The sequence below is a fragment of the Kitasatospora xanthocidica genome, from assembly GCF_014656195.1.
In the GTDB taxonomy this organism is placed as follows: Bacteria; Actinomycetota; Actinomycetes; order Streptomycetales; family Streptomycetaceae; genus Kitasatospora; species Kitasatospora xanthocidica.
In genome coordinates this window covers 61,339-84,612 of the sequence record NZ_BNBY01000025.1, presented here as the reverse complement: position 1 = coordinate 84,612, position 23,274 = coordinate 61,339, and the positions used below count along the sequence as shown (strand labels likewise).

At 70.6% G+C, this 23,274-nt stretch carries 26 protein-coding genes, 1 pseudogene and 1 CRISPR repeat array; of the genes and pseudogenes, 14 read left to right on the top strand and 13 right to left on the bottom strand.

Going from position 1 to position 23,274, the window contains the following annotated elements; genetic code table 11:
- Positions 1–81 precede the first annotated feature (81 nt).
- The 4 genes from IE332_RS31565 to IE332_RS31555 are packed head-to-tail and all read left to right on the top strand — an operon-like array spanning position 82 to position 2,750.
- Entirely contained in the window at positions 82–1,437 is a 1,356-nt protein-coding gene (locus IE332_RS31565) for a Mu transposase domain-containing protein (RefSeq protein WP_189923134.1), read from the top strand.
- Positions 1,434–1,952, top strand: a complete 519-nt coding sequence (locus IE332_RS42050) for an ATP-binding protein (RefSeq protein ID WP_268256649.1) — start codon at positions 1,434–1,436, stop codon at positions 1,950–1,952. Before IE332_RS31565 ends, IE332_RS42050 begins: the two co-directional genes overlap by 4 nt.
- On the top strand, positions 1,919–2,233 hold the full coding sequence (locus IE332_RS42045) for an ATP-binding protein (RefSeq protein ID WP_505744312.1): 315 nt from the start codon (positions 1,919–1,921) through the stop codon (positions 2,231–2,233). Before IE332_RS42050 ends, IE332_RS42045 begins: the two co-directional genes overlap by 34 nt.
- On the top strand, positions 2,223–2,750 hold the full coding sequence (locus tag IE332_RS31555; protein WP_189923132.1) for a hypothetical protein: 528 nt from the start codon (positions 2,223–2,225) through the stop codon (positions 2,748–2,750). Before IE332_RS42045 ends, IE332_RS31555 begins: the two co-directional genes overlap by 11 nt.
- Before the next feature lie 58 nt (positions 2,751–2,808).
- Here IE332_RS31555 and IE332_RS31550 read toward each other — a convergent pair whose 3' ends face one another.
- From IE332_RS31550 to IE332_RS31540, 3 genes and pseudogenes are all read right to left on the bottom strand, one after another.
- Positions 2,809–3,174 carry a hypothetical protein gene (locus IE332_RS31550; protein WP_189923130.1) on the bottom strand — a complete coding sequence of 122 codons (366 nt, stop codon included), beginning with the start codon at positions 3,172–3,174 and terminating at the stop codon, positions 2,809–2,811.
- A gap of 503 nt (positions 3,175–3,677) precedes the next feature.
- The gene (locus tag IE332_RS31545) at positions 3,678–4,112 is read right to left on the bottom strand and encodes a hypothetical protein (protein ID WP_189923128.1); all 435 of its coding nucleotides are present in this window, start codon (positions 4,110–4,112) and stop codon (positions 3,678–3,680) included.
- A gap of 139 nt (positions 4,113–4,251) precedes the next feature.
- Positions 4,252–4,557, bottom strand: a pseudogene (locus tag IE332_RS31540) (integrase core domain-containing protein); the annotation flags it as partial.
- Between the two features lie 157 nt (positions 4,558–4,714).
- Between IE332_RS31540 and IE332_RS31535 the strand changes: the two are divergent.
- The 4 genes from IE332_RS31535 (at position 4,715) to IE332_RS31520 (ending at position 7,423) form a co-directional block, all read left to right on the top strand.
- The gene (locus IE332_RS31535) at positions 4,715–5,119 is read left to right on the top strand and encodes a hypothetical protein (RefSeq protein ID WP_189923126.1); all 405 of its coding nucleotides are present in this window, start codon (positions 4,715–4,717) and stop codon (positions 5,117–5,119) included.
- Positions 5,116–5,520, top strand: a complete 405-nt coding sequence (locus tag IE332_RS31530; RefSeq protein WP_189923124.1) for a hypothetical protein — start codon at positions 5,116–5,118, stop codon at positions 5,518–5,520. Before IE332_RS31535 ends, IE332_RS31530 begins: the two co-directional genes overlap by 4 nt.
- A 51-nt stretch (positions 5,521–5,571) precedes the next feature.
- A complete protein-coding gene (locus IE332_RS31525; RefSeq protein WP_189923122.1) occupies positions 5,572–6,003 on the top strand; it encodes a hypothetical protein in 432 nt (143 codons plus the stop codon).
- A 526-nt stretch (positions 6,004–6,529) separates the two neighbouring features.
- Positions 6,530–7,423: a methyltransferase domain-containing protein gene (locus IE332_RS31520; RefSeq protein WP_189923120.1), complete on the top strand. Its 894-nt coding sequence runs from the start codon at positions 6,530–6,532 to the stop codon at positions 7,421–7,423.
- 165 nt (positions 7,424–7,588) lie between these two features.
- Here IE332_RS31520 and IE332_RS31515 read toward each other — a convergent pair whose 3' ends face one another.
- Positions 7,589–8,494 carry an alpha/beta hydrolase family protein gene (locus IE332_RS31515; RefSeq protein ID WP_189923117.1) on the bottom strand — a complete coding sequence of 302 codons (906 nt, stop codon included), beginning with the start codon at positions 8,492–8,494 and terminating at the stop codon, positions 7,589–7,591.
- Between the two features lie 153 nt (positions 8,495–8,647).
- Here IE332_RS31515 and IE332_RS31510 point away from each other — a divergent pair, with 153 nt between their 5' ends.
- On the top strand, positions 8,648–9,517 hold the full coding sequence (locus IE332_RS31510) for a helix-turn-helix domain-containing protein (protein WP_189923115.1): 870 nt from the start codon (positions 8,648–8,650) through the stop codon (positions 9,515–9,517).
- Here IE332_RS31510 and IE332_RS42270 read toward each other — a convergent pair.
- On the bottom strand, positions 9,415–10,269 hold the full coding sequence (locus IE332_RS42270; protein ID WP_308437629.1) for a cyclic-phosphate processing receiver domain-containing protein: 855 nt from the start codon (positions 10,267–10,269) through the stop codon (positions 9,415–9,417). The two genes, IE332_RS31510 and IE332_RS42270, sit on opposite strands and share 103 nt — an antisense overlap.
- A 397-nt stretch (positions 10,270–10,666) precedes the next feature.
- On the opposite strand from IE332_RS42270, the gene IE332_RS31500 reads away from it, so the two are divergent.
- Positions 10,667–11,023: a nucleotide pyrophosphohydrolase gene (locus IE332_RS31500; RefSeq protein ID WP_189923110.1), complete on the top strand. Its 357-nt coding sequence runs from the start codon at positions 10,667–10,669 to the stop codon at positions 11,021–11,023.
- A 7-nt stretch (positions 11,024–11,030) separates the two neighbouring features.
- Entirely contained in the window at positions 11,031–12,032 is a 1,002-nt protein-coding gene (locus IE332_RS31495; RefSeq protein WP_189923108.1) for a hypothetical protein, read from the top strand.
- 224 nt (positions 12,033–12,256) lie between these two features.
- Positions 12,257–12,529: direct repeats of the CRISPR family, unit length 29 nt; unit sequence CTCCTCCCCGCGCGAGCGGGGGTCAGCCG.
- A 248-nt stretch (positions 12,530–12,777) separates the two neighbouring features.
- Here IE332_RS31495 and IE332_RS31490 read toward each other — a convergent pair.
- The 4 genes from IE332_RS31490 to IE332_RS31475 form a co-directional block, all read right to left on the bottom strand.
- Entirely contained in the window at positions 12,778–13,911 is a 1,134-nt protein-coding gene (locus IE332_RS31490) for a SecDF P1 head subdomain-containing protein (protein WP_189923106.1), read from the bottom strand.
- Positions 13,912–14,336: 425 nt separating this feature from the next.
- Complete coding sequence (locus tag IE332_RS31485) at positions 14,337–14,579, bottom strand: hypothetical protein (protein ID WP_189923104.1); 243 nt, start codon at positions 14,577–14,579, stop codon at positions 14,337–14,339.
- A gap of 254 nt (positions 14,580–14,833) precedes the next feature.
- A complete protein-coding gene (locus IE332_RS31480) occupies positions 14,834–14,995 on the bottom strand; it encodes a hypothetical protein (RefSeq protein ID WP_189923102.1) in 162 nt (53 codons plus the stop codon).
- Positions 14,992–15,177, bottom strand: coding sequence for a hypothetical protein (locus tag IE332_RS31475; protein ID WP_189923099.1), 186 nt, complete (start codon positions 15,175–15,177; stop codon positions 14,992–14,994). The genes IE332_RS31480 and IE332_RS31475 overlap by 4 nt, the downstream gene beginning before the upstream one ends.
- A gap of 204 nt (positions 15,178–15,381) precedes the next feature.
- Between IE332_RS31475 and IE332_RS31470 the strand changes: the two genes are divergently transcribed.
- Entirely contained in the window at positions 15,382–16,647 is a 1,266-nt protein-coding gene (locus tag IE332_RS31470) for an NsdA family TPR-like regulatory protein (RefSeq protein ID WP_189923097.1), read from the top strand.
- Here IE332_RS31470 and IE332_RS31465 read toward each other — a convergent pair.
- The 4 genes from IE332_RS31465 to IE332_RS31450 all read right to left on the bottom strand — a co-directional run bounded on the left by IE332_RS31465 (position 16,628) and on the right by IE332_RS31450 (position 21,852).
- Positions 16,628–17,290, bottom strand: a complete 663-nt coding sequence (locus IE332_RS31465; RefSeq protein ID WP_189923095.1) for an HAD family hydrolase — start codon at positions 17,288–17,290, stop codon at positions 16,628–16,630. The two genes, IE332_RS31470 and IE332_RS31465, sit on opposite strands and share 20 nt — an antisense overlap.
- Before the next feature lie 672 nt (positions 17,291–17,962).
- Positions 17,963–18,577 (bottom strand): hypothetical protein, encoded by a 615-nt coding sequence (locus IE332_RS31460; protein WP_189923093.1) that lies wholly within the window; start codon positions 18,575–18,577, stop codon positions 17,963–17,965.
- A 495-nt stretch (positions 18,578–19,072) separates the two neighbouring features.
- The gene (locus IE332_RS31455) at positions 19,073–19,609 is read right to left on the bottom strand and encodes an Rv1352/Rv1906c domain-containing protein (protein ID WP_189923091.1); all 537 of its coding nucleotides are present in this window, start codon (positions 19,607–19,609) and stop codon (positions 19,073–19,075) included.
- 632 nt (positions 19,610–20,241) lie between these two features.
- Positions 20,242–21,852, bottom strand: a complete 1,611-nt coding sequence (locus IE332_RS31450; RefSeq protein WP_189923089.1) for an Ig-like domain-containing protein — start codon at positions 21,850–21,852, stop codon at positions 20,242–20,244.
- Between the two features lie 678 nt (positions 21,853–22,530).
- On the opposite strand from IE332_RS31450, the gene IE332_RS31445 reads away from it, so the two are divergent.
- Both IE332_RS31445 and IE332_RS31440 read left to right on the top strand, forming a co-directional pair.
- The gene (locus IE332_RS31445; protein WP_189923086.1) at positions 22,531–22,890 is read left to right on the top strand and encodes a hypothetical protein; all 360 of its coding nucleotides are present in this window, start codon (positions 22,531–22,533) and stop codon (positions 22,888–22,890) included.
- Entirely contained in the window at positions 22,887–23,174 is a 288-nt protein-coding gene (locus IE332_RS31440) for a hypothetical protein (RefSeq protein ID WP_189923084.1), read from the top strand. Before IE332_RS31445 ends, IE332_RS31440 begins: the two co-directional genes overlap by 4 nt.
- Positions 23,175–23,274 lie beyond the last annotated feature (100 nt).

The window sequence follows — 23,274 nt, the reverse complement described above, 5'->3', positions numbered from 1 at the left end:
CCCTGCTCGGCGTGTCGGGATAGTTCGTGGCCGGGTGGAAAGCCTGCGTGCGCATGGAGTTCGGGCTGTTCGGGGGCCTTGATGCTCACCAGGGAGGAAGACGTGGACGCGCACGCGCTGCGTCGGCAGGGATGGTCGATCTCGGCGATCGCGCGGCATCTGGGCCGGGATCGCAAGACGATCCGCGCCTACCTGGCCGGGGAGCGCGTCGCCGGCGTCCGGGCCCCTGCCCTGGATGAGTTCGTGCCGTTCCTGCCCTACTGCCGGCAGCGGCTGGCGGACGATCCGCACCTGTGGGCGACCACGCTGTTCGACGAGGTCATCGATCTCGGCTACCGCGGTGGCTACTCGACGTTCACCCGGGCCCTGCGCAAGCACCAGGTCAGGCCGCACTGCGGGCCATGCCACCGCGGCGCGAGGCGGGACAGCTCGATCATCGAGCACCCGCCGGGCGAGGAGGTCCAGTTCGACTGGTTGGAGCTGCCCGACCCACCCGGGCACTGGGGCGTCGGGGCGAACGCCCACCTGCTGGTCGGTGCGCTCGCACACTCGGGACGATGGCGCGGGGTGCTGGCCGAGAGCAAGGACTTCCCCCACCTGGTCGAGGCGCTGGACCAGGTCCTTCGGAGGATGCACGGCACCGGACGGCGGTGGCGCTTCGACCGCATGGCGACGGTCTGCAACCCGGCCAGTGGCAAGCTGACCGCCGCGTTCACGGGCGTCGCGAAGTACTACGGGGTGGGTGTCGACATCTGCCCGCCAAGGCGGGGCAACCGCAAGGGCGTGGTCGAGAAGGCCAACCACTCGGCCGCGCAACGCTGGTGGCGCACGGTTGCGGACGGCATCAGTGTCGAGGCCGCGCAGGGCGGGATCGACAGACTCGCCGTCCGGATGGACGGTCGCGGGCGCGCGATCGAGGGCGTCCGCACCACGGTCGGCGACCTCGCGGAGGCTGAACCGCTGCTGGAACTGCCCCTCGCCCCGTTCCCGGCCCAGGCCACCGCCGACCGTGTCGTGACCGCGCAGGCCCTGGTCCCGTTCCGCGGCAACTTCTACTCGGTCCCGCCGGGCCTGCCGGGCGCTATCGTCTCGGTCCGCTGGCGCCTGGACGAGCCGTTCCTGTCGATCGCCACCGCGGGCGGGGCGGTCATCGCCCGCCACGAGATGGCCCCGCGGGGCTGCGGCCAGACCGTCCGCGACGCCGGGCACGTCGTCGCCCTGGAACGGGCGGTGCTGGAGGCATTCAGCGACGCCCCGCCCTGCCGCGGCAAAGTCCGCCGGCCGCTCTCGCCCCAGGCCCTGGCCGAGGCCCTACGAGGCCAGGGCAGGACGGCCGACCCCGCGGCCAGGGTCGTCATCGACCTGTCCACCTACGCCGACGTCGCCGCCCGGCTGCGGACGGCACCCGGCAACGAGGATAAGGAGAAAGAGAGTTGAGCGAACCCGTCCCGATGAGCGAGGCACGCCGCTACCAGCAGCTGCGGGCCCACCTGTCCTACCTGAAGCTGAACAACGCGGTCGAGGCCCTGCCCAGGATCCTCGACCAGGCCCGCGCCGAGCGGATGTCCCTGACCACGGCGCTGGAGCGGCTGCTGGAGATCGAGGTGGAGGCGACCGAGGCCCGCAAGCTGGTCTCCCGGATGCGCTTCGCCTGCCTGCCCGAGCCCTGGACGCTGAACGACTTCGACTTCGCCGCCCAACCGGGAGTCGACGAGAAGCTGATCCGGGACCTGGCCACCCTCAGGTTCCTCGACAACACCTCCAACGTCCTGTTCGTCGGACCGCCGGGTGTCGGCAAGACCATGCTGGCCATCGCGCTCGCCCGCTCGGCGGTCGAGGCCGGCCACCGCGTCCCACCGCCGCCGAGCTCGCCGCCAAGTGCCACAAGGCCGCCATCGAGGGCCGCTGGTCGACCTGCATGCGGTTCTTCGCCGGGCCCAGGCTCCTCGTGATCGACGAGCTCGGCTACCTCCCGCTGCCCGGGGACGGGGCCTCTGCCCTGTTCCAGGTGATCAACCAGCGGTATCTGAAGTCCAGCACCATCCTGACGACCAACGTCGGCATCGCCGACTGGGCCGGCGCCTTCGGGGATGCCACCGTCGCCGCGGCCATGCTCGACCGTCTCCTGCACCGCGCCGCCGTCGTCGGCATCGACGGACCGTCCTACCGGATGCGCTCCCACCAGGACCACGCCGAGACCCTCCGCCGGGGAGTGAACGCCCGTGTCTCCTGAAGCCGACCCGCTCACCGACGCCGCCGGCCGCCTGCCCCGCTACTGCCGCCACTGCGACACGGAGTTCGACCCCGCTCCCGGAACCCGACAGATCTTCTGCTCGCCGCGATGCGCCGACCTCGCCCGCCGCCCCGCGCCGCCCCCGCCGGTGGTCAAGAACTGCCCGAACTGCGGAAGCGAGTTCACCCACGAGGCCCGGGTCCGCCAGGTCTACTGCTCGCCGCTCTGCCGCCGCGACGCGGAGAAGACCCGCGACCGCGAGCGCGACGAACGACGGGCCCGCCGCCTCGGCGAACCCCTGCCCAACCGGCCCGCGGTCGCCGCCGGCCCCGCCATGCCCGCTCTCCCGCCGCCGCCTCGGCCCCGCACCGGCGACACGCTCGCGCCCACCGCGATCCGCAACTGCCCGCACTGCGACCAGCCCATCACCATCGTCGCGCTGCTGGCCACCCCGGAAGCCGCCCGCCCGACCATCCCGCAACCAACCACCGACGTCATCCCCCTGCGCAGGGTCTGACCTGGCAGCCGTCGTGGGGCGCCCGCGCTGCGGGTTCCCCACGACATCGCAGTCGTCATCAGACGGAGTCGTGCAGTCCCAGCACTCGTTCAAGCCCGGCAACGGCCTCGATGGCTGAGCGAGTCACCAACGCCACCTCGGCCGGATGGACATAGGGACTCCCGCGCCAGACGACATAGCCGTCTTCTGGGTTCACCGTCACGAACGCCGGAACCGGCTCCCCGTCGCCCATCCACCACCGCGGCCCCGTGCTGAAACACAGTCGGCCCATGCTGGTGAACGGATAGAAGCGCGCGAGCCCACTACCCCGAGCCGCCGAGACCAGGGCCACCAAGCCCACGTGCTCATCACGGCCATAGGCCTGGTCAATCCCTGCTGAGTTGTCCAGCTCAAAGTCCCAGGCCGCTTCCGGCGATTCCTTCATCAGGCCATGCTCTCGCCAATCTGATCAGCAGAAAAGGGTCAAACGCTCACCCCACTCCCCAGACCGTTCACCCCTCAAAGAACTGAGGAGCTGGAGCAACACCGGCCAGATTCAGAGAGCCTCATCAGCAGGTCCTGCTCGACTCCGCCGGAGCCTCCCCGTCCTCCCCGCACCCGCGAGGGTCAGCCGTAGTGCATGGCGGTCAGGAGGCCGGCGGCCAGGTCCTCCCCGCACCCGCAGGAGCCTGCCGAACCCGTGCTACCGCCTTGAAAGGGCGGCGTCGGCGCGGGCAGGCGGCTCGCTCGCGGCGGAGCTTTTCCTGTCAGATGACGGCCTGTTGTCGGTAGCGCGGCAGCGGATCCGTCGGCCCGCGCTTACAAGATCGAATACGCCTGCCGGGGCCGGGGCGCCCTCATGTCTCCCGCCAAGGCGGAGTGCTCACGGCGGACTGCAGGTGTTTCGCTGTCCGAGCGTGCTGATGTCGAAGAACGATGCCGTCGGCCTCACCCCCAGCTGCCCTGCCTGTCGAACTTCCAGCGGACGACGATGAGCGAGCCGGACCGATCCATTCGGTACACGGATCCCGTGTACCACTCGTAGAAATCGCCGTCACTATTGCCTTTGGTGAACACGTTTTCATGCGGAATCCTCCGTACGGACTTCACCTCGCTCATATCCATGCCGGTGCGGAACCGAACACGGCCCTTGTCGTAGCCGTAGGGCAGGGCAGCGGGTGCGCACTCGGCCACGAAGGAGTCGAACTCCTCGATCCACACCTTCAGCATCTCGGCCCTCGGGCGCATACCCGCCCAGTGGGTTCTGTCGTCCTGGCCTTCCGCCAGGAGCTCCTGCTCGGTCCCCCGCCAGATCGGCGCCCTCTTCAGCCACTTGCCGCAGACCTTCATGGCTACGGCCAGGCGTGCCTCGTAGTCACTCATGCGCCGAGTCTGGGCCACCGGATCGCGGCAGGGGACCGGCGTCCCGAGAACGGCCGGTTTTCGAGGTCGCGTCAAGTGGTCTCGAAAGAGATGAAACGCATCCGTTTCCGGATCTAGCTCCGCATCTGCCGGAACTTGGTTACATCCGGGTCCGGATCTTCTGCTTGAGGCGTTCATAGCGGGGTCTGGCCGCCGAGGGCGCCGTGTGGGCGGTGAAACTTGTGGGAGTCCTCCCATTCTCGGAGTTGTCGTGGAGGACGCCGGTGTCGTCGACGGCAAAACCGGCGAGGATGCGGTGGAATTCCTCCGCGTCGACGCGGTGTGAGCGTTCGACCTTGCCGTTGAGGTGCGGGGACGCCGGCTTGATGTAGGTGTGGGCGATGCCCCTGTCGAGCACGTGCCAGTGGAAGGCGGACTGGAACTCGGCGCCATGGTCGACAGAAATGGGCGCGAAAGGGCCATGGCCCCTCAAAAGACCCTGTGGGCACCCTTGAACGGAATCATGGTTACCTCTTGCGGCGGATGTGATGCGTGCTCATAACCGGTTGCACCAGACTCTCCCCTCGGTGCCCCCGGGGCTGTCGGGGGCGGACGGGAGAACCATGCGACTGACCAAGCGCCTGGCCACGACCGGCGCGGCCCTGGGCCTGGCGACGGCCGGACTGGTCGGGCTCGGCAGCACGAGCGCGCACGCCGCCGACAACTGCCAGGAGCTCGACAGCTACTACGGGGCGCGGATCAACATGTGCATCTACCGCGTCAACTTGTGGGACGTCACGATGCACTACAACGTGATCCGGCGCGGATCCACCGACGAGCGTGTCTGGTTCACCTCGTACACGCCGGGCTGCGGGAGCGGCACCTACACCGACGTGTCGGGGAACGACTACAGCGAGCCGTCGAAGTACTTCGAGGTGGTGTGCGCGGGCCAGGTCGGCGGCATCACCGGCTGGATATCGGAGTCCGGCCGCAACAACTCGGTCGGCGGCGTGGGGGTGACCTGGTGAGCGCGGCGAAGCGTCTCAGCGCGAGCACGGCGGCCGTGGGCCTGGCCGCGGCCGGCCTGGTCGGTCTGACCGCCACTGCGGCTCACGCCGACGGCTGTACCAACGTCGGCACTCGCTACCACGCGGTGATCCGCGCGTGCGCGCACCAGGACGGCTACCCGGGCTGGGTGGGCATGAGCTACAGCGTGGTGACGGCTGGGAGCACCGATGAGCGCGTCTGGTTCAAGGTCGAGTCGAGCTGCGGCGAGAAGTACTTCTCCGGCAACGACGTGCAGGAGCCCAGCTGGAGCCTGGGCTACACCTGCGGCAGCCTCACCGGGGGCTACATCCGCTCCGTCGAGGTGTACACCACGGAGTCCGGCGTGCAGGACAGCAACAGCTACTTCCCGGTCTACCACTGACCGCTGCCCGCTGATCGAGTGACCGAGTGACCGAGTGATCGAGGAGAGACGATGAAGAGCAGGATCAAGCGGCTCGCCGGCACGGGCGCGGCGCTCGGCTTGGCCGCGGCCGGTGTCGTGGGGTTCGGTGCGGGTGCGGCGCACGCGGACGGGCAGCGCTGCGCGGAGCTGGACACCCGGTACGGTGCGCGGATCTCGATGTGCGCCTACGTGGTCAACGCGAACTACCTGAAGATGAGCTACAACGTGATCCAGCGCGGCAGGACGGACGAGCGCGCGTGGTTCCAGGTCACCTCGCAGTGCGGGCAGTATCCGGGTGCTGAGGGGTCGTCGTACGACTGGTTCTCCGACAACGACTACAACACCACCTACGACACCTTCGAGAAGTGGTGCGACGTGCCGAACGGCGGCTTCAACGTCGCGGTCAAGGTCACCGAGTCGGGGAACGTCTCGGACTATCAGGGCGTCGTCTACCTGTACTGATCCGAGAGCCGAGCGGAGTGGGCCCAGCGCCACCGCGACCCGGCCGCCCGGGCGGGCCGACCTACGCGGGCCCGCCGGGCGGACCCGGGCGCCTGCGTCGAGGCCGGCGGCCCCGGCCGGGCGCGGCCCCACGCGTTTCTGACGCACCGCCCGGTCCGGCCCGCACAAAGGCCCCGCTCTGGCGGATGGATGACCATCCCCGGGGTGGGGCCGACGCATGCTGCAGCAGCAGGATCACACCGCGGAGCTTCATCCAGCTCCGCTCGGACGGGGCCCCAGGCGCTGCACCGGCCAGGCCGGCACCTGGGGAATTACGCCGACACGACGCCTGGGCGATGCCGCCGCCGTTCACAGGTCGGTGCCCAGCCTGGCCGGGACCGCGCGGCGGCTCATGGCAGAGAATGCGACAGTCCCCGGCCTACCAGTGCGGCCGGGCGCCGACCGGTGAAGTGCGGGAACTCACGGATGAAGTGGTTCTGGTCGGGGAAGGTGGCGCCGGCGACCGAGGAAGGTCGACCATGTGGTCATGACTTCCTCGCCCCGCCCGCCGCACGCCGGTGGCCGACCGGATCCGACCGACGGGACCACTGGGCCCGGTGGAGAGTCCGCTTCCGCCCGCGGGTACCTGCTGGACAACGCGCGCGCCGAGGCGGGCGAGCGGTTCGTCTGGCTGGCCGAGCTGTTCGACGGTGTGACGCGCGGGCACTTCGACCGGCTGGGGGTCGGTGCCGGCTGGCGCTGCTGGGAAGTGGGGGCCGGTGGCCCCGGTATCCCTCGGGCGCTCGCGGCGGCCGTCGGTCCGACCGGGCACGTGCTGGCCACGGACATCGACCCGTCGTGGCTGGAGACCGGCGACGGGTACGAGGTGCGCCGGCACGACGTCGCCGCCGACCCGCCGCCGGAGCCGGGGACGTTCGATCTGGTGCACGCCCGGCTCGTACTGGTCCACGTACCCGACCGGGCGAGGGCGCTGGCCACGATGGCGGCAGCGCTGCGGCCCGGCGGCCGGCTGCTGGTCGAGGACGCCGACACCGCTCTGCAGCCGCTGGCGTGCCTGGACGACAGCGGCTCCGCGCAGCGGCGGGCCAACCGGCTGCGTGACGCGGTCCGGGAGCTGCTGGCGCGCCGCGGCGCGGACCTGCGCTACGGCCGGACCCTGCCGCGGGCCTTGCGTGAGGCCGGCCTGGTGGATGTCGCCGCGGCGGGCACCTTCCCGGTCGGCGGGCCGGCCTGCGACCGGTTGGAGGCGGCGACCATCCGGCACGTGCGCGGCGAGCTGCTCGCGGCCGGCCTGGCCGACGACGCCGAGATCGACGCGCACCTGGCCGCCGTCCACGCGGGCGAACTCGACCTGACACTCGCGCCGCTGATCTCGGCCTGGGGACGCCGTCCGGCCGAGCACCCGCCGGCACTCGGTTAGGGCGGGTCCGGGGCGTTGTCCGCCCCGCCCACGGCGCTGTTCGCCGAGGGAGGCCGGGCGGCTCGCGCAGGGTGGTCCGCGCCGCGCGCCACCGGAGCAGGGGCTGGCCCGCGTTCCCGTCCGGCGTCTCCCGACGACACGACGTCGACCGAGTCCTAGCCGGGTTCAGCTCATGTGCTTGTCGAACCACTCGATCATCTGCTCCGGGTGCTCGGAGAAGTAGTTGTAGCCGTCCCAGCGCCGGGTGCTGCCTTCGATCCAGAACAGCTTCTTGTCAGCGGTGGGAATCGCGTCGAAGATCGCCTGCACGTCGGAGGACTTGGTCAGCACGTCGTCGCGGACCTGGATGATGAAGGTCGGGATCCGGCAGTTCCTGGCATACTCGATCGGCGACACCTGGTCGATCGTGAAGCTGGTGATCAGCTTGAACTCCCGGTCGACGGCGTCGAACTGGTCGGTGGCCCCCATCATCTCAAGGTTGCGCTCCACCATGGCGCGCATCGAGATCGGCTGCGGGTTGACGATGCACCGCACGTCGGCGAAGAGTTCGGGGTGCCGCGTCAACGCCATGTAGGTGGCGTTGCCGCCCATGCACCGGCTGAGCAGGCCCAGTGTCATGCCGGCCGTGTCGGGGCGGGACTTGACGTAGGCCAGCGAACCGACCACGTCGCGGGATTCGAACCGGCCCCAGGTGAAGATGCCGCCGTTGGCCTCGCCGCTCTGACCGAAGTTGCGCGCGTCATAGGTCAGCACGTTGTAGCCGGCATCATGCAGGTACCGGTACTCCCGCATGTAGTTGACCTCGATGTCGTTGCCGCCGGGCACAGCCCACCGCGGCAGGTGCGAGGGGACGCCGTAGCGGTTCAGTTGCATCGGGTGGTTGGCGATGACCAGTTTGTCCGAGCCCGGCGCGGGGATCCACCAGGCCTCCAGAGGCGTACCGTCCTGGGACGGGAACGTGACGTCCTCGTACGCCATCCCGTACTCGTCCGGTGTGTGCAGGATCGGCGCGCGGACCGGGCTGCTCATGCCCTTGGCCAGCCCCTTGACCATTTCCGAGATATCCGTCATCAGAGTCTCTCCCTCTTTGTGTTCTCTACCGAAATCTCCCGGTATTTCCTTTCTGCTATGAGAACGTAACTTTCGAGCCGAGGAGAAGCCACTGGTGAAAGGTGTACTGGCAGTACACCCCTGAGCCGGGAAGAGCGCCCTAACCTGGACACTGTGGACCATGCAGCCGAGACCCGGGAATTCCTGACCTCCCGCCGTGCCAGGATCAGCCCGCAGCAGGCGGGGCTACCCGCCTACGGCACCCGCCGGGTGCCGGGACTGCGCCGCGCCGAAGTCGCCCAGCTCGCCGGGATCAGCGTCGAGTACTACGCACGACTGGAACGCGGCGATCTGTCCGGAGTCTCCGGCCAGGTCCTCGACGCCCTCGCCCGGGCTCTGCGGCTGAACGAGGACGACCGCACCCACCTGGACGACCTCGCCCGCACCGCCGGCCCAGGGCGCCGGCACCGACGCCGCCCGGCCACCGCCACGGTACGGCCGAACGTGCGACGCCTCCTGGACTCCATGACCTGCCCGGCGTTCCTCCTCAACGGCCGCGGTGACGTCCTGGCCGCCAACGCCCTCGGCCGCGCCCTGTACGCCCCCATGATCGAAGCTGCCCGGGGCGCCACCCCCAACCACGGCCGGTTCATATTCCTCGACCCCCGCTCCCGCCGGTTCTGGGGTGACTGGGAACGTGCCGCTGACAGCCTCGTCGCCCTCCTGCACGCCCAGGCGGGCCGCACCCCCTACGACCAGGACCTCACCGACCTCATCGGTGAGCTGTCCACCCGCAGCGACGAATTCCGCACCCGCTGGGCCGGCCACGACGTCCGCCAGCACCACCAGGGCGCCAAACACATCCACCACCCCGTCGTCGGCACCCTCCACCTCACCTACGAATCCCTCGACCTGCCCGCCGACGGCCTCATCCTCTTCGCCTACGGCACCGAACCGGGCAGCGACTCCGAAGACGCCTTGCGCATCCTGGCCAGTTGGGCCGCCGACCACGATCCCGAGCCGGCCGAGCACTCCCACCGGTAAGGACGGTCGCGGCCGGGCACCCCCGCAGTCGAGCACCCCGTCGACCTCGACACGCTGACGCGTCCACCCTGCCCGCACGTCGGATCGAGATCACTGTCGGCAATGCCCGTGGTCAATACACCTAACACCCAGGCCGTCGCCCGCCGGACACGGTAGCTCCAGCGGGCGAGTGACCTGACGACCGTTGCGGCACCGACGGGGTTGGCGCTGTGCACGAGGACGGCTCCGATCTGAAAGGGCCGTCCGTTGAAGGCGGCCTCTTCCAGGAGGGTCACCACCGGCATGATGGTGTCGTCGCCACCGAGATCGTGGTCGAGCCACAGCTCGTCGATGAAGCTGTCGCGGTGCTCCTCCAGAAGCCGGACGCCCTCGCGGCCGGTGCGGGCGATCCGCGTGGCCCGGGGGAGGGGACGGAGGTCGTCTATGCCGAGAACGACGACGGGTGCCGGCGAGGTCGGGGCTTCCTTCACCGGGTGATTGTCACAGGAGGAGGGAGCGACGACCACGGTGCGTCGACGCTCTGGCAGCCGCCGCCGGCGGCGAAGGTCCCGGGCGGCGACTTCGACCTGCGGCAGGTCCGGCAGGAACCGCTTGTAGGTGGCCTGCTCGCGCCGTGCGGTGCCCGGGGTCGATGAACCGCCCGCGGAACGCCGGCAGGCGAAGCTCGCGGCATGCCTCGTCGATGGGCATGTCCTCCGGTTCGCCGGGCGGCGACATCCTGCGGCCGGGGACCTTACCGGTGTCCCACTCATCGTCCTGGTCGGTGACGGTGATGGTCGGCCTCGTGCGCCGTGGCCTTTCCGGGTCCGGCGGTCGCGGCCGTCGACCGGGCTCAGCAGCCGGTCGTACTCGCTCATGCCGGGCGGTCCCGGCCGCGGGTCGGGCGGCAGGCGGCGCGCGTGCCGCCCAGAGCTGAGCCGCGCCGAGGCGGCGGCGCCGACCCGTCGGCAGACCTTGCGCTTCCTCCCGTCCCGGCGGCCGCCCCGGGCTGTCAGGACACCGTCGGTCGCGGTCACCTCGGCGTGCCGAAAGGCGCCCGACCGCCGCCGGAGCCGACCGGGGCCGCCGGGCGCGGCAACGGGGCGGGAATCAGGGGACAAGAAAAACGTACTAGCTTCTCATCACACCCAACTGCTATAGATCGTCCACATGACGATCAGGTCACTGCAGCAGGAGCTGGCCGGGTTCGCGGCCGAACGGGACTGGGAGCAGTTCCACACCCCCAAGAACCTCGCCATGGCCCTCAGCGGGGAGGCTGGTGAACTCCTCGAACTGTTCCAGTGGCTGACGCCCGAACAGTCGTCCGCCGTCATGGCCGACCCCCAGCGCGCGCAGCGGGTCCGGGAGGAACTCGCCGACGTCCTCGCCTACCTGCTGCGGCTCGCGGACGTCCTCGGCATCGACCCCGAGCAGGCGCTCACCGAGAAGATCGCGTCCAACCGCGCCAAGTACCCGGTCCACCTCGCCCGCGGACGGGCCGACAAGTACACCGAGCTGGGGGGCTGACCACCGCATGCGCGTCGTGCTGCAGCCGGCCGGCAGGTCGAAGAAGGTCATCAACCAGCACTACCTGGACACCATCGCCTCCCCGGTCGTGTTCGACGACCACGCGGACCTGCTCGAGCCGGGCGTCCGCGAACGCCTGGACCAGCTGTTCCCCGGCGGATCGGCCCAGATGTGGGGCGTCGTACCGGGTGTGGGCGACGCCAACGTCCACTGGGTCGAGAAGATGAGCCCGGGGGACTTCGCGCTCTTCAGCGGCGACAAGAAGATCTACTTCGGCGGGACCATCGCCCTGATGTGGCGCAACGAGGGCCTGGCCGGGCGTCTCTGGGGGCGCAAGGACAACGGCCAGACGTGGGAGTACATGTACGCCCTCTCCGGCACCCAGGGCTTCGACGTCACCGTCGACGAGATCCGCCGGCTCCTCGACTGGAAGCCTAAGCGCAACATCCAGGGGGTCTACGTCCTCGACCAGGACGACAGCGACACCCTCCAGGCCCACCTCACCCTCGAGGCCTCCACCGCGGACACCGCCTGCGGCCCGCCGCCGGACCCCCAGGCCGACGCCGACGCCGCCACCGGCTACGACGGCGAACTCGAACGCACGGCGACACGCGCCTACCGGGGAGAACAGGCCGCCCTCAAACGCCACCTCCTGCCCGGCCCGACAGGGGAATGCGCCCTGTGCGGCCGCACCCTGCCGGCCGGCTTCCTGATAGCCGCCCACATCAAGAAGCGCGCCGTCTGCACCGACGACGAGAAACGCGACTTCCAGAACATCGCCATGCTCGCCTGCAGCCTCGGCTGCGACAGCCTCTACGAACGCGGCTACATCACCGTCACCGACACCGGCCACATCCGGATAAGCCCCCTCGCCCACACCATGCCCGGCGTCCACGACCACATCCGGCAACACCTCGCCGACCGCACCGTCCCCTGGTGGACCCAGGCACGCGAACCCCACTTCCACTGGCACCGCACCCACACCTTCAAACCCGACCCGCCGGCGTAGGAGCCGCCTGTCCGGCCGTAGCGGTCTCCGCGCGGACAGGGCCCGGCCCGGCAGCCCCCATCCGGGAGGCCCGTACCAGAACCGCTCCCCTCATCGTCGGGGTGACATGGCACGATGGACCACGCTCCTTGACACCACGACAGCTCACCGAGACCCGGCATCTCGTCGGCGTCCGGCATGGCCAAGAAACAGCAAAGGCCTCGCTCCGTCGCAGGTCAGAAAGTCTCCTCCCCGCGCGAGCGGGGGTCAGCCGACGCCGCACGGCGGTGGACGTCCACACGGAGGCTCCTCCCCGCGCGAGCGGGGGTCAGCCGTCGCGGCCAGGCGCGGATCAGGGCGGCCGTCGCTCCTCCCCGCGCGAGCGGGGGTCAGCCGTCGACCAGCAGCCGGCCCTTCCCCTTGCCGGCCTCCTCCCCGCGCGAGCGGGGGTCAGCCGGTGCTCCTTCAGGGAGCCGGAATCCGCTACCGCTCCTCCCCGCGCGAGCGGGGGTCAGCCGTGGGAGATGCCCGCGATCCAGTTCACGGGCGAGTCCTCCCCGCACCGCGGGGGTCAGCCGGTGAGGACGCCTGCCCGGTCGACGTGGTGGGCATCCTCCCCACACCTGCGGGGGTCAGCCGGCCTGGTGCACTCGGGACCGCCGACCCTATACGTGACCAGCGGAAATGCAGTCCCCAAGCCCGGAAAAACAACAGCCACTCACTCTGGGATAGACCGGCAGCTGCCGCTGGCCCGGACATCTGCCCTCTATTGCGCGTCAGCGCTGGGGCCACTGCTTCCGCTGCGCCCCGGGGTGGTGGTCGAGAGAGCCAGGCCAATGGGCAGCCGGTTGGCGATGAGTGCAGCCAGCTGCTGGGCCTGGTCGGACGAGAAGCTTCCAGAGATCGTCGCGTTGCCACCGGGGATGGATTCGGTGACGTACGCGTGCGACACGACCGCGCCGTCCAGCACGATCGCGAACTGGTTGCTCGGGGAGGGCTGCGTGGCAAGCCTGCCGGTGACGTCGGCGAAGGCCCGGCCCCCGACGCCGTTGAACGAGAGGTTGATCTGCCAGCCGGCGCCGTTACGGTCGTCGAAGGCGGCCTGCGCTCCGGACACGTCCTTGCCGTCGACCGCGACGGGACCGAGTGCGAATTTGAACCAGGTGTTCTGTTCGGCGTTGTAGCTGCAAGCGACGGTTGCCGCTGAGGGGCTGCTCTGGTGGTCGATTCGTTGGCGGGAATCGGAGCAGTCGAGGGCTGCGAACGCGGTGATCAGATCGGCCGGCACCGCGCCCTGGGTGAGTGCGGCCGAGAGGTCGCCCGAGCCGGGCATGGGAGCCGCGGAGGCAGAGGGGGCGTCCGTAGCCAGCGCGTACAGCCCGACCTTGGTCGCCGCCGGGGTGGGTGCCGCAGGCGCCTTGATCGACGGCGCGAGCGCGAGGACGGGCCGGAAGGAAAGCTGGCCCTGCTTGGCCAGCGCGGCGAATTGCTCCGCGGTGGCACCAGCAGCGGACGCCAAGATGTGGCTCCCACTGACTTCGATCCGCACCTCCGACAGGCCAAAGGCCCCCGCTCGGTGCTGTAGTTGGGTCGCCGTCTGCTGCAGGTCGGCAGGTGAAGCCGGAGCGCTCGGGGTGAACGTGGCCTCGGTTCGCGTGTGCGCCCCGGTGGCCAACGTGGAGGGGGCGCTGGTCGGCGGGTTGGGCCGACTGGATCCCGAAGCCGAACCACCTGGCGCATCCGTTGCATCGGTCGCCGAGCAGCCCGTGAGCAGGGCCAGGGTGAGCAGGACCGAGGCTGGGATGGCGATCGCTCGGCGACGTGCTTCATCCTGTGCAGCATCGCGTGGTGAAGTCATGACGGCCAGTGTTGACCCTGCCCGGCCGAACATCCGGGTCATTGACCCAACTGTGATGCAATACAACTAATTTGATGGCGTTTCATCAAAAGGACCGGCATCGGAACCTGTTGCCCGAGATGTGTGCATCGCAAGCGCGCTGACCGTCCGAGCGCCCGCGCGTCCACCCGACGGGCTCATTCGGGCAGCCCGCGGCCAGCCGGTGCAGGGTGCCTGCCTTCGCCGGTCGATGCTGAGCCCCCAGCGCGTCTTCACCACCGTCCAGTCGGTGATGTAGGTGCACTGGTCGTCGCTGGGCATCGGCAGCCAGTTGCTGACGTCCTTGTCGGACTTCTGGCGGTTCGATCGGCCGGTGACGGCCTGCCGACCGGGTTCGAGGTCGTTGGCTGGATCCAGTGCGGGCCAGCCAGGCCGCCGTCGGCATTCTGAAACGGCGCAGATGAACAGCGCCGGATCGTTCTGCTGTTCTACCCATCCCCTTGCGGGTCTACCAGAGGATCGTTCAGCAGCTGCTCCTGTTCTCCCAGCTGGCGCAGGAGCGCCCGCGGCAAGTCGGTGTAGGTGTCGGCGGTCACGCCGGGGTTGTCGCCGATCACCGTTGCGGTGACGGCATCGAACGTCGACGCGCCGACGAGCTGCGCCGGGATCGCCGGGTGCGGCCCCCTGCGGCCGGGCGGTGTCAGCGACGGATCCGGTTCGGGAGTCGACATGATGGTGCTCCTCTCGATGGGTGACGAGTGGTGTGACCTCCTGGGCCTGGTGTCCTCGTCAGGCCCAGAAGGAGACTCAGGGCGTGGTCAGGACGGTGTGTCGTCGGCCTCGACCGATTCCGGTTCGGGGCAGTGTTCAACGATGGAGATGTGCGCGGTGAGGTCCTCGACCCATCGGCCTCGAACCCACGCGCCGCAGTGCCGGCACCGGCCCAGCTCTACGCGGGCCTCGACAGGCATCCCGCCGACGGAGCTCACTCGGCACCCACCGACTCGGCCAGACGGCACCCGACGTGCTCGGTGATCCAGTCGTAGATACCGGTCAGAGCCCCGTCGTACCGGCCGAGACCGTAGTCACGGCACCTTCGGCAGACTCCGCACACCCGGTCCTCGACGGGTTCCGGCTGCTCGGTCACTGTCCCTCCTTGGTGCATCCGTCGGCACAGGCCACGACGGGCCAGCCGAGTGGGGCGGAGTTCTCGCCGGTCACGGTGTGGACGTGTCCGGCCGGGGCGAGCTCGCCGTCCTCGGCTCCGCAGTGAATGCAGGCCTGCTCGTGAAGCTGCGCCCTGCTCGGCGGCAGGTTCGTCCGGGGCATGCGAATCCCCACTGTCAGTAGGCTGACGCCACCAATCGGTGACAGGGGTAATCGTCGTCCAGGATGCGGACGCCCTGAAGGTCCTGGAGAGGACATCGAGAGGACGCCTGAAGGCCTTTGCGGCCCATCATGTGCCCAAGCGGTCCCCGAACCGTCCTGTCGAGCCGTACCGTTGACACAACATCGGCTCGTGCGGAGGACACCGTGCCCAACACCGCGCTCAAGGCGGCCCGCCAGGCCGCCGGCTATGCCAGCCAGCAGGCACTCGCCGACGCCCTCACCCGGGCCGCCAGGCAGCTCGGGTTGAACGGCATCGTCGTCAGCACCCGACAGGTCCGACGCTGGGAGTCCGACACCCCGCCCTGGCCCAACCAGGACTACCAGCGCCTCCTCGTCCACGTCCTGCACCGGCCGATCGAGGAGCTGGGATTCCACGCCCCGTGGAACCGTTCCCGACCCGCCACCCCACCGACCTCGGCCCCGCCTGTCCAACCGTCCGCTCCGACCACACCACGGGCAGCCCTGCCCAGGCCGTACGGCTCTGGCGGCACACAACCCGGCACCGTTGGCGCGGACTACGCCGTAATCACCGAGGCCCACCGCCGCCTGTACCTGTCGACCGCGCCCGCCGCCCTTCACCCGACGGTTGCCGCACACGCCGACCTCGGCACGGTCCTGCTCGGCGAGACCGACGGTGTAGCCCGCAGGGTGCTAGCCGCGGCCCTCGCTGAATCCCTGTTGCTGCTCGGGCGGATCGAGTTCTTCGACCTGTGCCGGCCGACCGCGGCTGACGCCACGTTCGTCCGGGCGCTCCAGGCCGCAGGCGAGGCAGACGACTGCCTGCTCGGCGCCGCGATCCTCGCTCATTCGGCATTCGTTCCCGGGTGGGACGGCCGTATCGACCGCGCACGCGAGCGCATGGTGGCCGCACGCACCTATGCCCGTCGAGCCCCTGCCTCTGCCGAGGTGCTGGCGTGGCTTGATGCCGTGGAGGCCGAGTGCCTCACCCGCTGCGGGGACCCCCGCAGCGCGCTGGCCCTGCTGCGGCACGCCGAGGACGTCCTGGCCGCTGGCAGCAGCGCGCTGTCGCCGGACTGGTTCACCTGGTTCTCCGCTGTCCGCCTCCGCGCCTTCCGAGGCAACACCGAGTTGCTGGCCGGGCTGATCCCGCAGGCTCGCACCACCCTTGAGCAGACGCTCGCCGAGCTCCCCGATACCGACGGCAAGCAGCGTGTCGTCGTCCTGGGAGACCTCGCTGCGGTCGAGGCCGCAGCGAGGAAGCCGGAACAGGCGTGCGCGCTGCTGGAGCAGGCGCTCGACCAACTGGCCGTCACTTGGTACGCCACCGGCATGGAGCGTGTCCGTGAAGCCCGGCGGGCACTCGCTCAGTGGCAGGACTCGGCGGCCGTCCAGCGCGTGGACGACCGCCTCTACTCCTGGTCGGCCACACTCAGCTCACTCCAGCGTTAGCCTTCGCGATCAGCTCCGGAAGCTCCCCCAACGAGTCGATCCGAAACGTCGCCTGGCCGGCGGCCGGGTCGTGCTGCTGAATCCAGCCCCACGGCCCACGACGGATCAGCGCCGTCCGCATCCCCGCCCGAGCGGCGGGGAGCACGTCGTTGTCGAGCCGGTCGCCGACGTACAGGATCTCGCCCGGCTCGGCCGGGACCACCTCGGCGACCCGCTCGAAGAACAGCGCATCGGGCTTGCTCGCGCCCCAGTCGTCCGACGTGCCGATCAGGTCGACGTCGGCGGCGAAAAGCTCGCGCAGGATGCCGCCGGCCCGCACGGTCTGGTTGCCGGCGATCGCCAGCCACAGGCCATCCGCCCGAAGCTGGGCGAGGGCGGGTCGAACGTCCCGGTAGAGGTCCTCCTCGCCGAAGGTCTCCGGCTTGCCGGCCGCCGCCCGCTTCTCCCGTTCGGCATACAGGTCGAACCCTGGCGCGAAGATCTGGAAGGTCTCCCTGTAGTCCAGCCCACGCGCGATCGTCGCACCGAAGGCGGAGACGAACGTATGCCTCGGCACGTTCAGCCAGTCCGCCCAGGTGCCGTACTCCCGCGTCTCGTCCACCAGGCACTCGCCGACATCGAATACCACGGCCGTGATCGTCATGTCCGCAGCCTAGCGGCGGTGGGACGTCCTGTCGGCGTCCTCTCAAATCCAGCCTGCCTGACCTACGCGATCCAACGCCGACCGTACGAGGGCCGCATGGCTGCCCCTGATCTCCCCGCTGACCTGCTGCCCCCGCATACTGCCGCGCTCCGTGCGGAGCGGACGATGACGGAGGCCGGGTTGACCAGTGGCGACGTGGAGGCCGCGCGAGGAGTACCTCATCGCCACGACCGCGCTGCACGACGGTTCCGGTACGAGCACGAGACGCTGAGGCCGCTTGAGGCCGCGGCTATCAGAGACCTCCTCCACCTGGGCGAGTAGCCACATCGGGTGCTCGCCGGGCTTCGTCGGGCCGGCCATGACGGATTCCGCGTGCCCGCGACGTGCAGGACCCCTCGATCCCTACGAAGCGCACAGCAGGTTCCCGGCCGGCCCCGGATCTGCGTGCCATGCGAGAACGACAAGACGATCCACATGCTGAACGGCGAGCCACTGCCGCTACGCGCGGCCTGGCCAGCGGGCCCTCACCAGCACCCGGAGTGGGTCGGCAGCGACTCACTGGGCGAGCACGTGAGCATGGGAGTGGGCACCGTGCTTGGATCGTGGGGCCGCGCGCGGCAGCCTCACTAACGACGAAGGACCCCGCCCGGCACACGGCCGAGCGGAGCAGGCTCAGTTGTAGATCCCCGAGCCGTCGAAGCGGGCCAGTAGGCGCCGGACGCCGTCCTCGTCGAGGCCGAGGGCGGCGCCGGCCTGTTCCCGGGTCAGCTCGCGCCGGACCGCGCGGGCGGGCCAGTACCCGACCTGCCCGGCCACCACCTCCAGCTGCCGGGCCGCCCGCAACGCCGCCACCGGGGACGTGTTCCCTAGCTTCTCGATCTCCTCTCCCAGCCGGCGCAGCAGGTCGGTGACCGCCTCGGGCAGGGGAACGGTCGACCGTTCCACCTCGGCGACGTGCTCGTCCCACTGGTCCTGGCAGGTGTCCGCGACGTCGTAGGCCTTGTCGCCGAACTCCGGCTCGTCTCCTTCGTCGGCTTCGTCCAGGTCGACGGGCTGCGCGGGGCCGGTCCACCCGCAGGAGCACACCGCGCGCAGCGCGTGCGCCTTGGGGGCGAGTCCGAAGTGCCCTCCGTTGTAGGCCGTCCAGAACGACGTGGTCGGTCCGCCGCCGCCGTTCGCCGTCATGTAGGTGATCGGACGGGGAACGGTGCCGTCGGCCAGGAGCACGCCCACCCTGCCCTCGTGCGAGGTCCCGAACTCCTCCGTCGTCCACGTCTCCCGCACCACGGCACCCCTTTTCCCGGCGTCAGTCCCGACGCGCGCCCGCTCGGCGGGCGTCGGGACCGACGATCCCTCAGCGGTCGCCCGTGGCGCCACCGAAACCGTGAAACTCCAGCCTCCAGGGGGCGTCATCCGGCAGGCATCCGGGAACCCCGCGGCCGGGGCGCGCCGTCCGCCGGCGGGACGTGCCTCACCCGCGCGTCGAGACCTGCGCGTAGCGGCGCACGGTCGGCCGGCTCGCCCGACGGGGCTCGGCGGACCGACCGCCGGCGATGTCAGAACGGGGATTCCTCTGGCCAGTACCCGGTGCGTGACGGCGGCCGGGGGCTGTGCCGCTGGAGGGCGGCCAGGGCGTCGTCGCCTTCGACCACGGGCCTCGTTCGCTGCTGCCGTGGCGGCTCCGGGCAGCCCACTCGCGGGCGGGTTCCAGGCTGTCAGCTGGACAAGCAGGTGCCTCCGAGGTCTTGTGAACTCGGGGCACCGGCATGATCGGGGTCGAGGTCAGCTGGTCTTGACCCATTCCTGGCAGGCGGTGGTCTTGAAGATCTTGTCGCCGGTCTTGATGGTGACGGTGGCGGGGCCCTGGACGGTGTCGTTGGCGATGATGGATCCAACGCCGTCGCCGCCGTTGTTGCGCTCCCAGTAGCACATGCCGATGCCGCCGGGCTTGGGGCCCTTGCTCTTGTAGGTGCCGGGCTGGACGTCGGTTCCGACCTCATAGCTGCCGTCGCCGCCGATGGTGCTGCCCTTGGGCTTGTCGGGCGTAGGAGCAGCGGGGGCGGCTGCCGTCACGGTGACGGTGGCGGCGGGGAGAGGGGCGGGCGCGGCGTTCGCAGCGGCCGGAACGGTGACGGTGGTTGTGGCCGTGGGTGCGGCGGTTGGAGTGTCGTTCTTCTTGTTTCCGCCTCCGGCCGCGCCGATGGCGATGCCTAGGACGAGGGCGGCGGGTGCGACGAAGCGGACCTTGCGGTAGACGGGGCGCTTGGCCTGGGCGGTCGGCTGCAGGGTGTACTGGTCGCCGTGGACGGGGGTGGTCATAAGGAATGGTCTTCCTGTGAAGGTGGTGCGTGGACAACGCGCGCCAGCCTTGCGCATCCCTGAGTGGCGCCATGGGCAAGTGACCGAAACGTGTCCCAAAGGGGGATATTCCGTAGTTGTGGCGGTGGAATCAGTCCTCCCGCACCCGCGGGGGTCAGCCGCGGGCGATTCCGTTGAACGCGGCGCGGAACGGCTCTTCCCCGCGCGCGCAGGGGTCAGCCGGCGCGGTGGGGGCGGTTGGTCTCGTCGTGGCTGTCCTCCCCGCACCCGCGGGGGTCAGCCGGGCCTCGCCGGGATCGGCCGCACACTCCTCGTGTCCTCCCCGTACCCGCTGGGGTCAGCCCGGCCGGCACCGCCTCCCACCGGCACTCACCGGACGAGCCGGGCCTCGACGCGGCCAGCCCGGGGAGTCTGCCGGTGGGGTGCAGCGCGCAACGACGGGCCCTGGCATTGAGCAGGGCGGCGCGACGCGGTTGGCGCTGGCCGGTGGGCCCGGGCGCAGCGGCGTGCGGCTCGGCCTGGGCGGAGACGCGCGAGGGCCCGGCGGAGGGGCCCGTCAGGTGTCCTTGCCGACGGTCGGGCGTGAGAAGGCTGAGGGCCCGTCCGGGTTCGACGGGCCCCACTCGCCAGTGTCAGCGCAGGGTGCCGAGGTCCTTCGGGGCGGTGGTGCCGCTGAAGGTCAGCAGGTGCCGGTCGGCGGTGACGGCGTACAGGTCGGGCTGTCCGTCACCGTCGCCGTCGCCCGAGCTGCCGAGTGTCGGGTACTCGGCGACCGGGAAGGTGCCGGTCACCGTGCCCGCCGCGGGGTCGGCCAGCGTGGTGAGGTCGTACCTGCCGTCGGCGCCCTTGGTGATGGGGTGCGTCCGCAGTTCGCCGGTGGCGCGGTCGCGCGACCAGAGTGCGAGCGAGCCGTCGGCGGCCTTGCCCGGGGCGATCAGGTCGTATCCGGCCCAGGCGCCCGAGGTGGAGATCTTCACGAAGGTCCCGTAGCCGTACAGGAAGCCGGGGTCGGTGAAGAGCCACAGGTTGCCGTCCTCGACCGTGAGGATCGAGGTCCGCTGGTCCGCCCCGAGCGCGCCCAGGGGCACCAGTTGGGTGGCCTTCGACCAGTCGGCGTTGAAGCCCTCCGGGAGCACCGGCGGGTCGAACGGGTCGACGTCCCGGGTCAGCCAGATCACGCCGCGGGCGAAGGCGCCCATGTCGAAGTTGCGGTAGAGGCTGAGGCCCGCACCGCCGGGCTGGTGGGCCATCAGGTCGTCCACGGGTGCGTGCGAGCGGTCCCAGCCGCGGTGCAGCAGTTGCACGCCGTTCCAGCCCGCGCCGCCCGGCGCGCGGGTGGCGGCGACGGTCGAGGTCGGCACGGTGGTGGTGGCGTCCGCGCTGATGATCTGGAGGTTGCCGGCCGTGTCGGGCAGCAGGATGTCGGGAACGCCGTCGCCGTTGACGTCGCCGGGGGCGACCGGCGGGTTCGGGTTCGAGGGCGCGTAGAAGGTGTAGGTGACCGGCTGGCTGGTGTTGCCCGCGTTGTCGACGGCCTGCACGGTGAGGACGTTGGTGCCCCATTGGGCCGGCTTCAGCCGGATCGTCGCGGTGCCGTCGGCGCCGGCCGCCGCGGTGCCCGTGCCCTGGCACGGCGGGCCGACGCTCGGCGTGCCGTTCAGGACGTACTGGTAGCAGGCCACGCCCGAGCCCTGGTCGGTGCCCTTGACGGTGAAGGCCCCGGTCTGGCCGGCGTACTTGAGCGCGGGCGCCCCGCTGGTGGAGGCCGGGAAGTCGGTGGAGTCGACGGTGAACCGCGGGGCGGTGGCGTCGACTCCGAAGTGGCAGGCCGCGGTCGGCTTTCCGCCGCCCGGGCCGTAGTCGGGCCAGACCTGCCAGGAGTAGCCGGCGCCCTCGGCGAGGCCCGTGGGCCGGACCTGGACGGTGCCGTCGGCGGCCGTCTGCGCGGTGTGGTCGAAGACCTTGGCACCGGCCGCGTTCCACACCTTGAAGCGCGCGCCGGGGGCGGCGGTGCGCGCTGTGAGCGTGGGCTCGGTGGTGTTGATCCAGCCCGGCGTCGTGGTGTCGTCACAGGCGTCGGTGGACACCCGGGTGGCGACCGAGCCCGGGCTCGGGACGGCCTTGGGGTCGGTCACGGCCGACTGCCCGTTCTCGGCCGTGGCCGTGGGCACACCGACGGCCATCAGGACGACGACGGCGGCGCCCAGCGTGGCGGCCAGGCGCCCGCCGATAGTGGTTGACATGCAGCTTCCCCCATTTTCGAACGCGTTCGATCTCGCGGCGGGAGCACTCTTCCAGCGGGCCGCCCCGGCGTCAAACACTTTCGGGCACGACGCGGGGCCCGCAGGTCACGAAGGCGGATCGCGCCGATCGCCGGTGCCAGGACGATGGGGGGCGGAGAGCAGGAGGTGCGCCCGGAGGAAGGCGGTCGGCCGGGAGTGGCCCGACTGTTCTCGCCGGACTCGGTCGGGTACGGGTGCGCCCGCGCCGGAGGCCGCGCGCCCAGGGCTGCTGCCGGTCATCTTGCCGGGCCATGCTGCCTGTTCATGACAAGGGCGGGTCGGTGAAGGATGCGCCACACCTGGACGGCTCGGCCGGCCTCCGCCCGAAGCCCGCACCACCGCGTGCGGGCGACGGGACTCCCGGGCCAGGGCACCGGACCCGGGTGGGACAGATCGCGTCCCACCGGCAACACCGAAGCACGTCGGCCCGACGGGGAGCGACCGTGTGCCTGAGACGCCCCGCGTGCTGGACACCCTCATCCGGTGTCCGGCATCGTCCGACGGCGGCGCGGCTTCGGAGGACGGGCCACGCGGCTCCGCGCACGCGACAGCCGACCGACCAGGACCATCGTGGTGAACGGTCAGACGGTCGGCGTCCACCGGTGGCACCCAGCATCGCGCGGGGGAGGTGTCGGGGAAGTGACGCCGCTTGGAGAGCAGGGTGGAGTGGGGACGGAACTGGTCCTGGTGGCCGGACGTTCCGAGCCGGTGGAGGCCTCCCCGTACCCGTTCCCGGTGATCGCGGAGGTCCGAGGCGTCACCGCGCCCGCGCACTTCAGCAAGCTGCCGGATGCGATGGCCGCGCTCCTGAAGACGCTCGACGCGCTCCCGCTCAGCCCGGACCAGCAGGGCTACTTCGCCGAGCTGTTCGGGCCGTCAGAGGCGCAGTCGATCGGCCACCGGCTCGCGACGCACGGCGAGGTGCGGGCCCTGGCCTTCCTCGACCTGACCCCGACAGTCGTCCGCCGGCACCCCGCCGGCCCCGGGACACCCCAGTGATCCGGCACCCGCGGGCCTGGTGGGACCACGTTTCCACCTGGTGGTTGCTGAACGGCCAGTTCTCCCGGCCGGTGCGGGCCGTCTCGCCGAGCCGGCAGGCCGCGCACCGTGACGCGTTGGCGTGGTACGCCGAACCAGGATTCGCCGAAGACCAACGGGTGCTGCTCATGCGGCAGACCTGGCGGAAGAGGGCGGGCGTCGACGATCCGCTGCTCGACGTGACCGAGGCGGAGCTGTTCCGGCGGATCCTCGGCTGTGAGAAGCCGACTCGGGACCGCACCTGACCTGATCAGGGACAACTGAAGGCCTGCCGGACCACCCCGGAACCTTGGCGGGAGAGGGGTGGTCCGGTGGGTCGGAGCCCGATGCGCTGAGGGCGGCCAG

Coding starts and splice junctions, on each gene's coding strand:
- IE332_RS31465 (WP_189923095.1), bottom strand. CDS start 17,290: ATGACGATCACGGCCGTGGTATTCGATGTCGGCGAGTGCCTGGTGGAC.
- IE332_RS31535 (WP_189923126.1), top strand. CDS start 4,715: ATGCGACTGACCAAGCGCCTGGCCACGACCGGCGCGGCCCTGGGCCTG.
- IE332_RS31525 (WP_189923122.1), top strand. CDS start 5,572: ATGAAGAGCAGGATCAAGCGGCTCGCCGGCACGGGCGCGGCGCTCGGC.
- IE332_RS31520 (WP_189923120.1), top strand. CDS start 6,530: ATGACTTCCTCGCCCCGCCCGCCGCACGCCGGTGGCCGACCGGATCCG.
- IE332_RS31490 (WP_189923106.1), bottom strand. CDS start 13,911: ATGACCCGGATGTTCGGCCGGGCAGGGTCAACACTGGCCGTCATGACT.
- IE332_RS31450 (WP_189923089.1), bottom strand. CDS start 21,852: ATGTCAACCACTATCGGCGGGCGCCTGGCCGCCACGCTGGGCGCCGCC.
- IE332_RS31550 (WP_189923130.1), bottom strand. CDS start 3,174: ATGAAGGAATCGCCGGAAGCGGCCTGGGACTTTGAGCTGGACAACTCA.
- IE332_RS31565 (WP_189923134.1), top strand. CDS start 82: ATGCTCACCAGGGAGGAAGACGTGGACGCGCACGCGCTGCGTCGGCAG.
- IE332_RS31455 (WP_189923091.1), bottom strand. CDS start 19,609: ATGACCACCCCCGTCCACGGCGACCAGTACACCCTGCAGCCGACCGCC.
- IE332_RS31545 (WP_189923128.1), bottom strand. CDS start 4,112: ATGAGTGACTACGAGGCACGCCTGGCCGTAGCCATGAAGGTCTGCGGC.
- IE332_RS31500 (WP_189923110.1), top strand. CDS start 10,667: ATGACGATCAGGTCACTGCAGCAGGAGCTGGCCGGGTTCGCGGCCGAA.
- IE332_RS31495 (WP_189923108.1), top strand. CDS start 11,031: ATGCGCGTCGTGCTGCAGCCGGCCGGCAGGTCGAAGAAGGTCATCAAC.
- IE332_RS31475 (WP_189923099.1), bottom strand. CDS start 15,177: ATGCCCCGGACGAACCTGCCGCCGAGCAGGGCGCAGCTTCACGAGCAG.
- IE332_RS42045 (WP_505744312.1), top strand. CDS start 1,919: ATGCGGTTCTTCGCCGGGCCCAGGCTCCTCGTGATCGACGAGCTCGGC.
- IE332_RS31515 (WP_189923117.1), bottom strand. CDS start 8,494: ATGACGGATATCTCGGAAATGGTCAAGGGGCTGGCCAAGGGCATGAGC.
- IE332_RS42270 (WP_308437629.1), bottom strand. CDS start 10,269: ATGAGTGGGACACCGGTAAGGTCCCCGGCCGCAGGATGTCGCCGCCCG.
- IE332_RS31485 (WP_189923104.1), bottom strand. CDS start 14,579: ATGTCGACTCCCGAACCGGATCCGTCGCTGACACCGCCCGGCCGCAGG.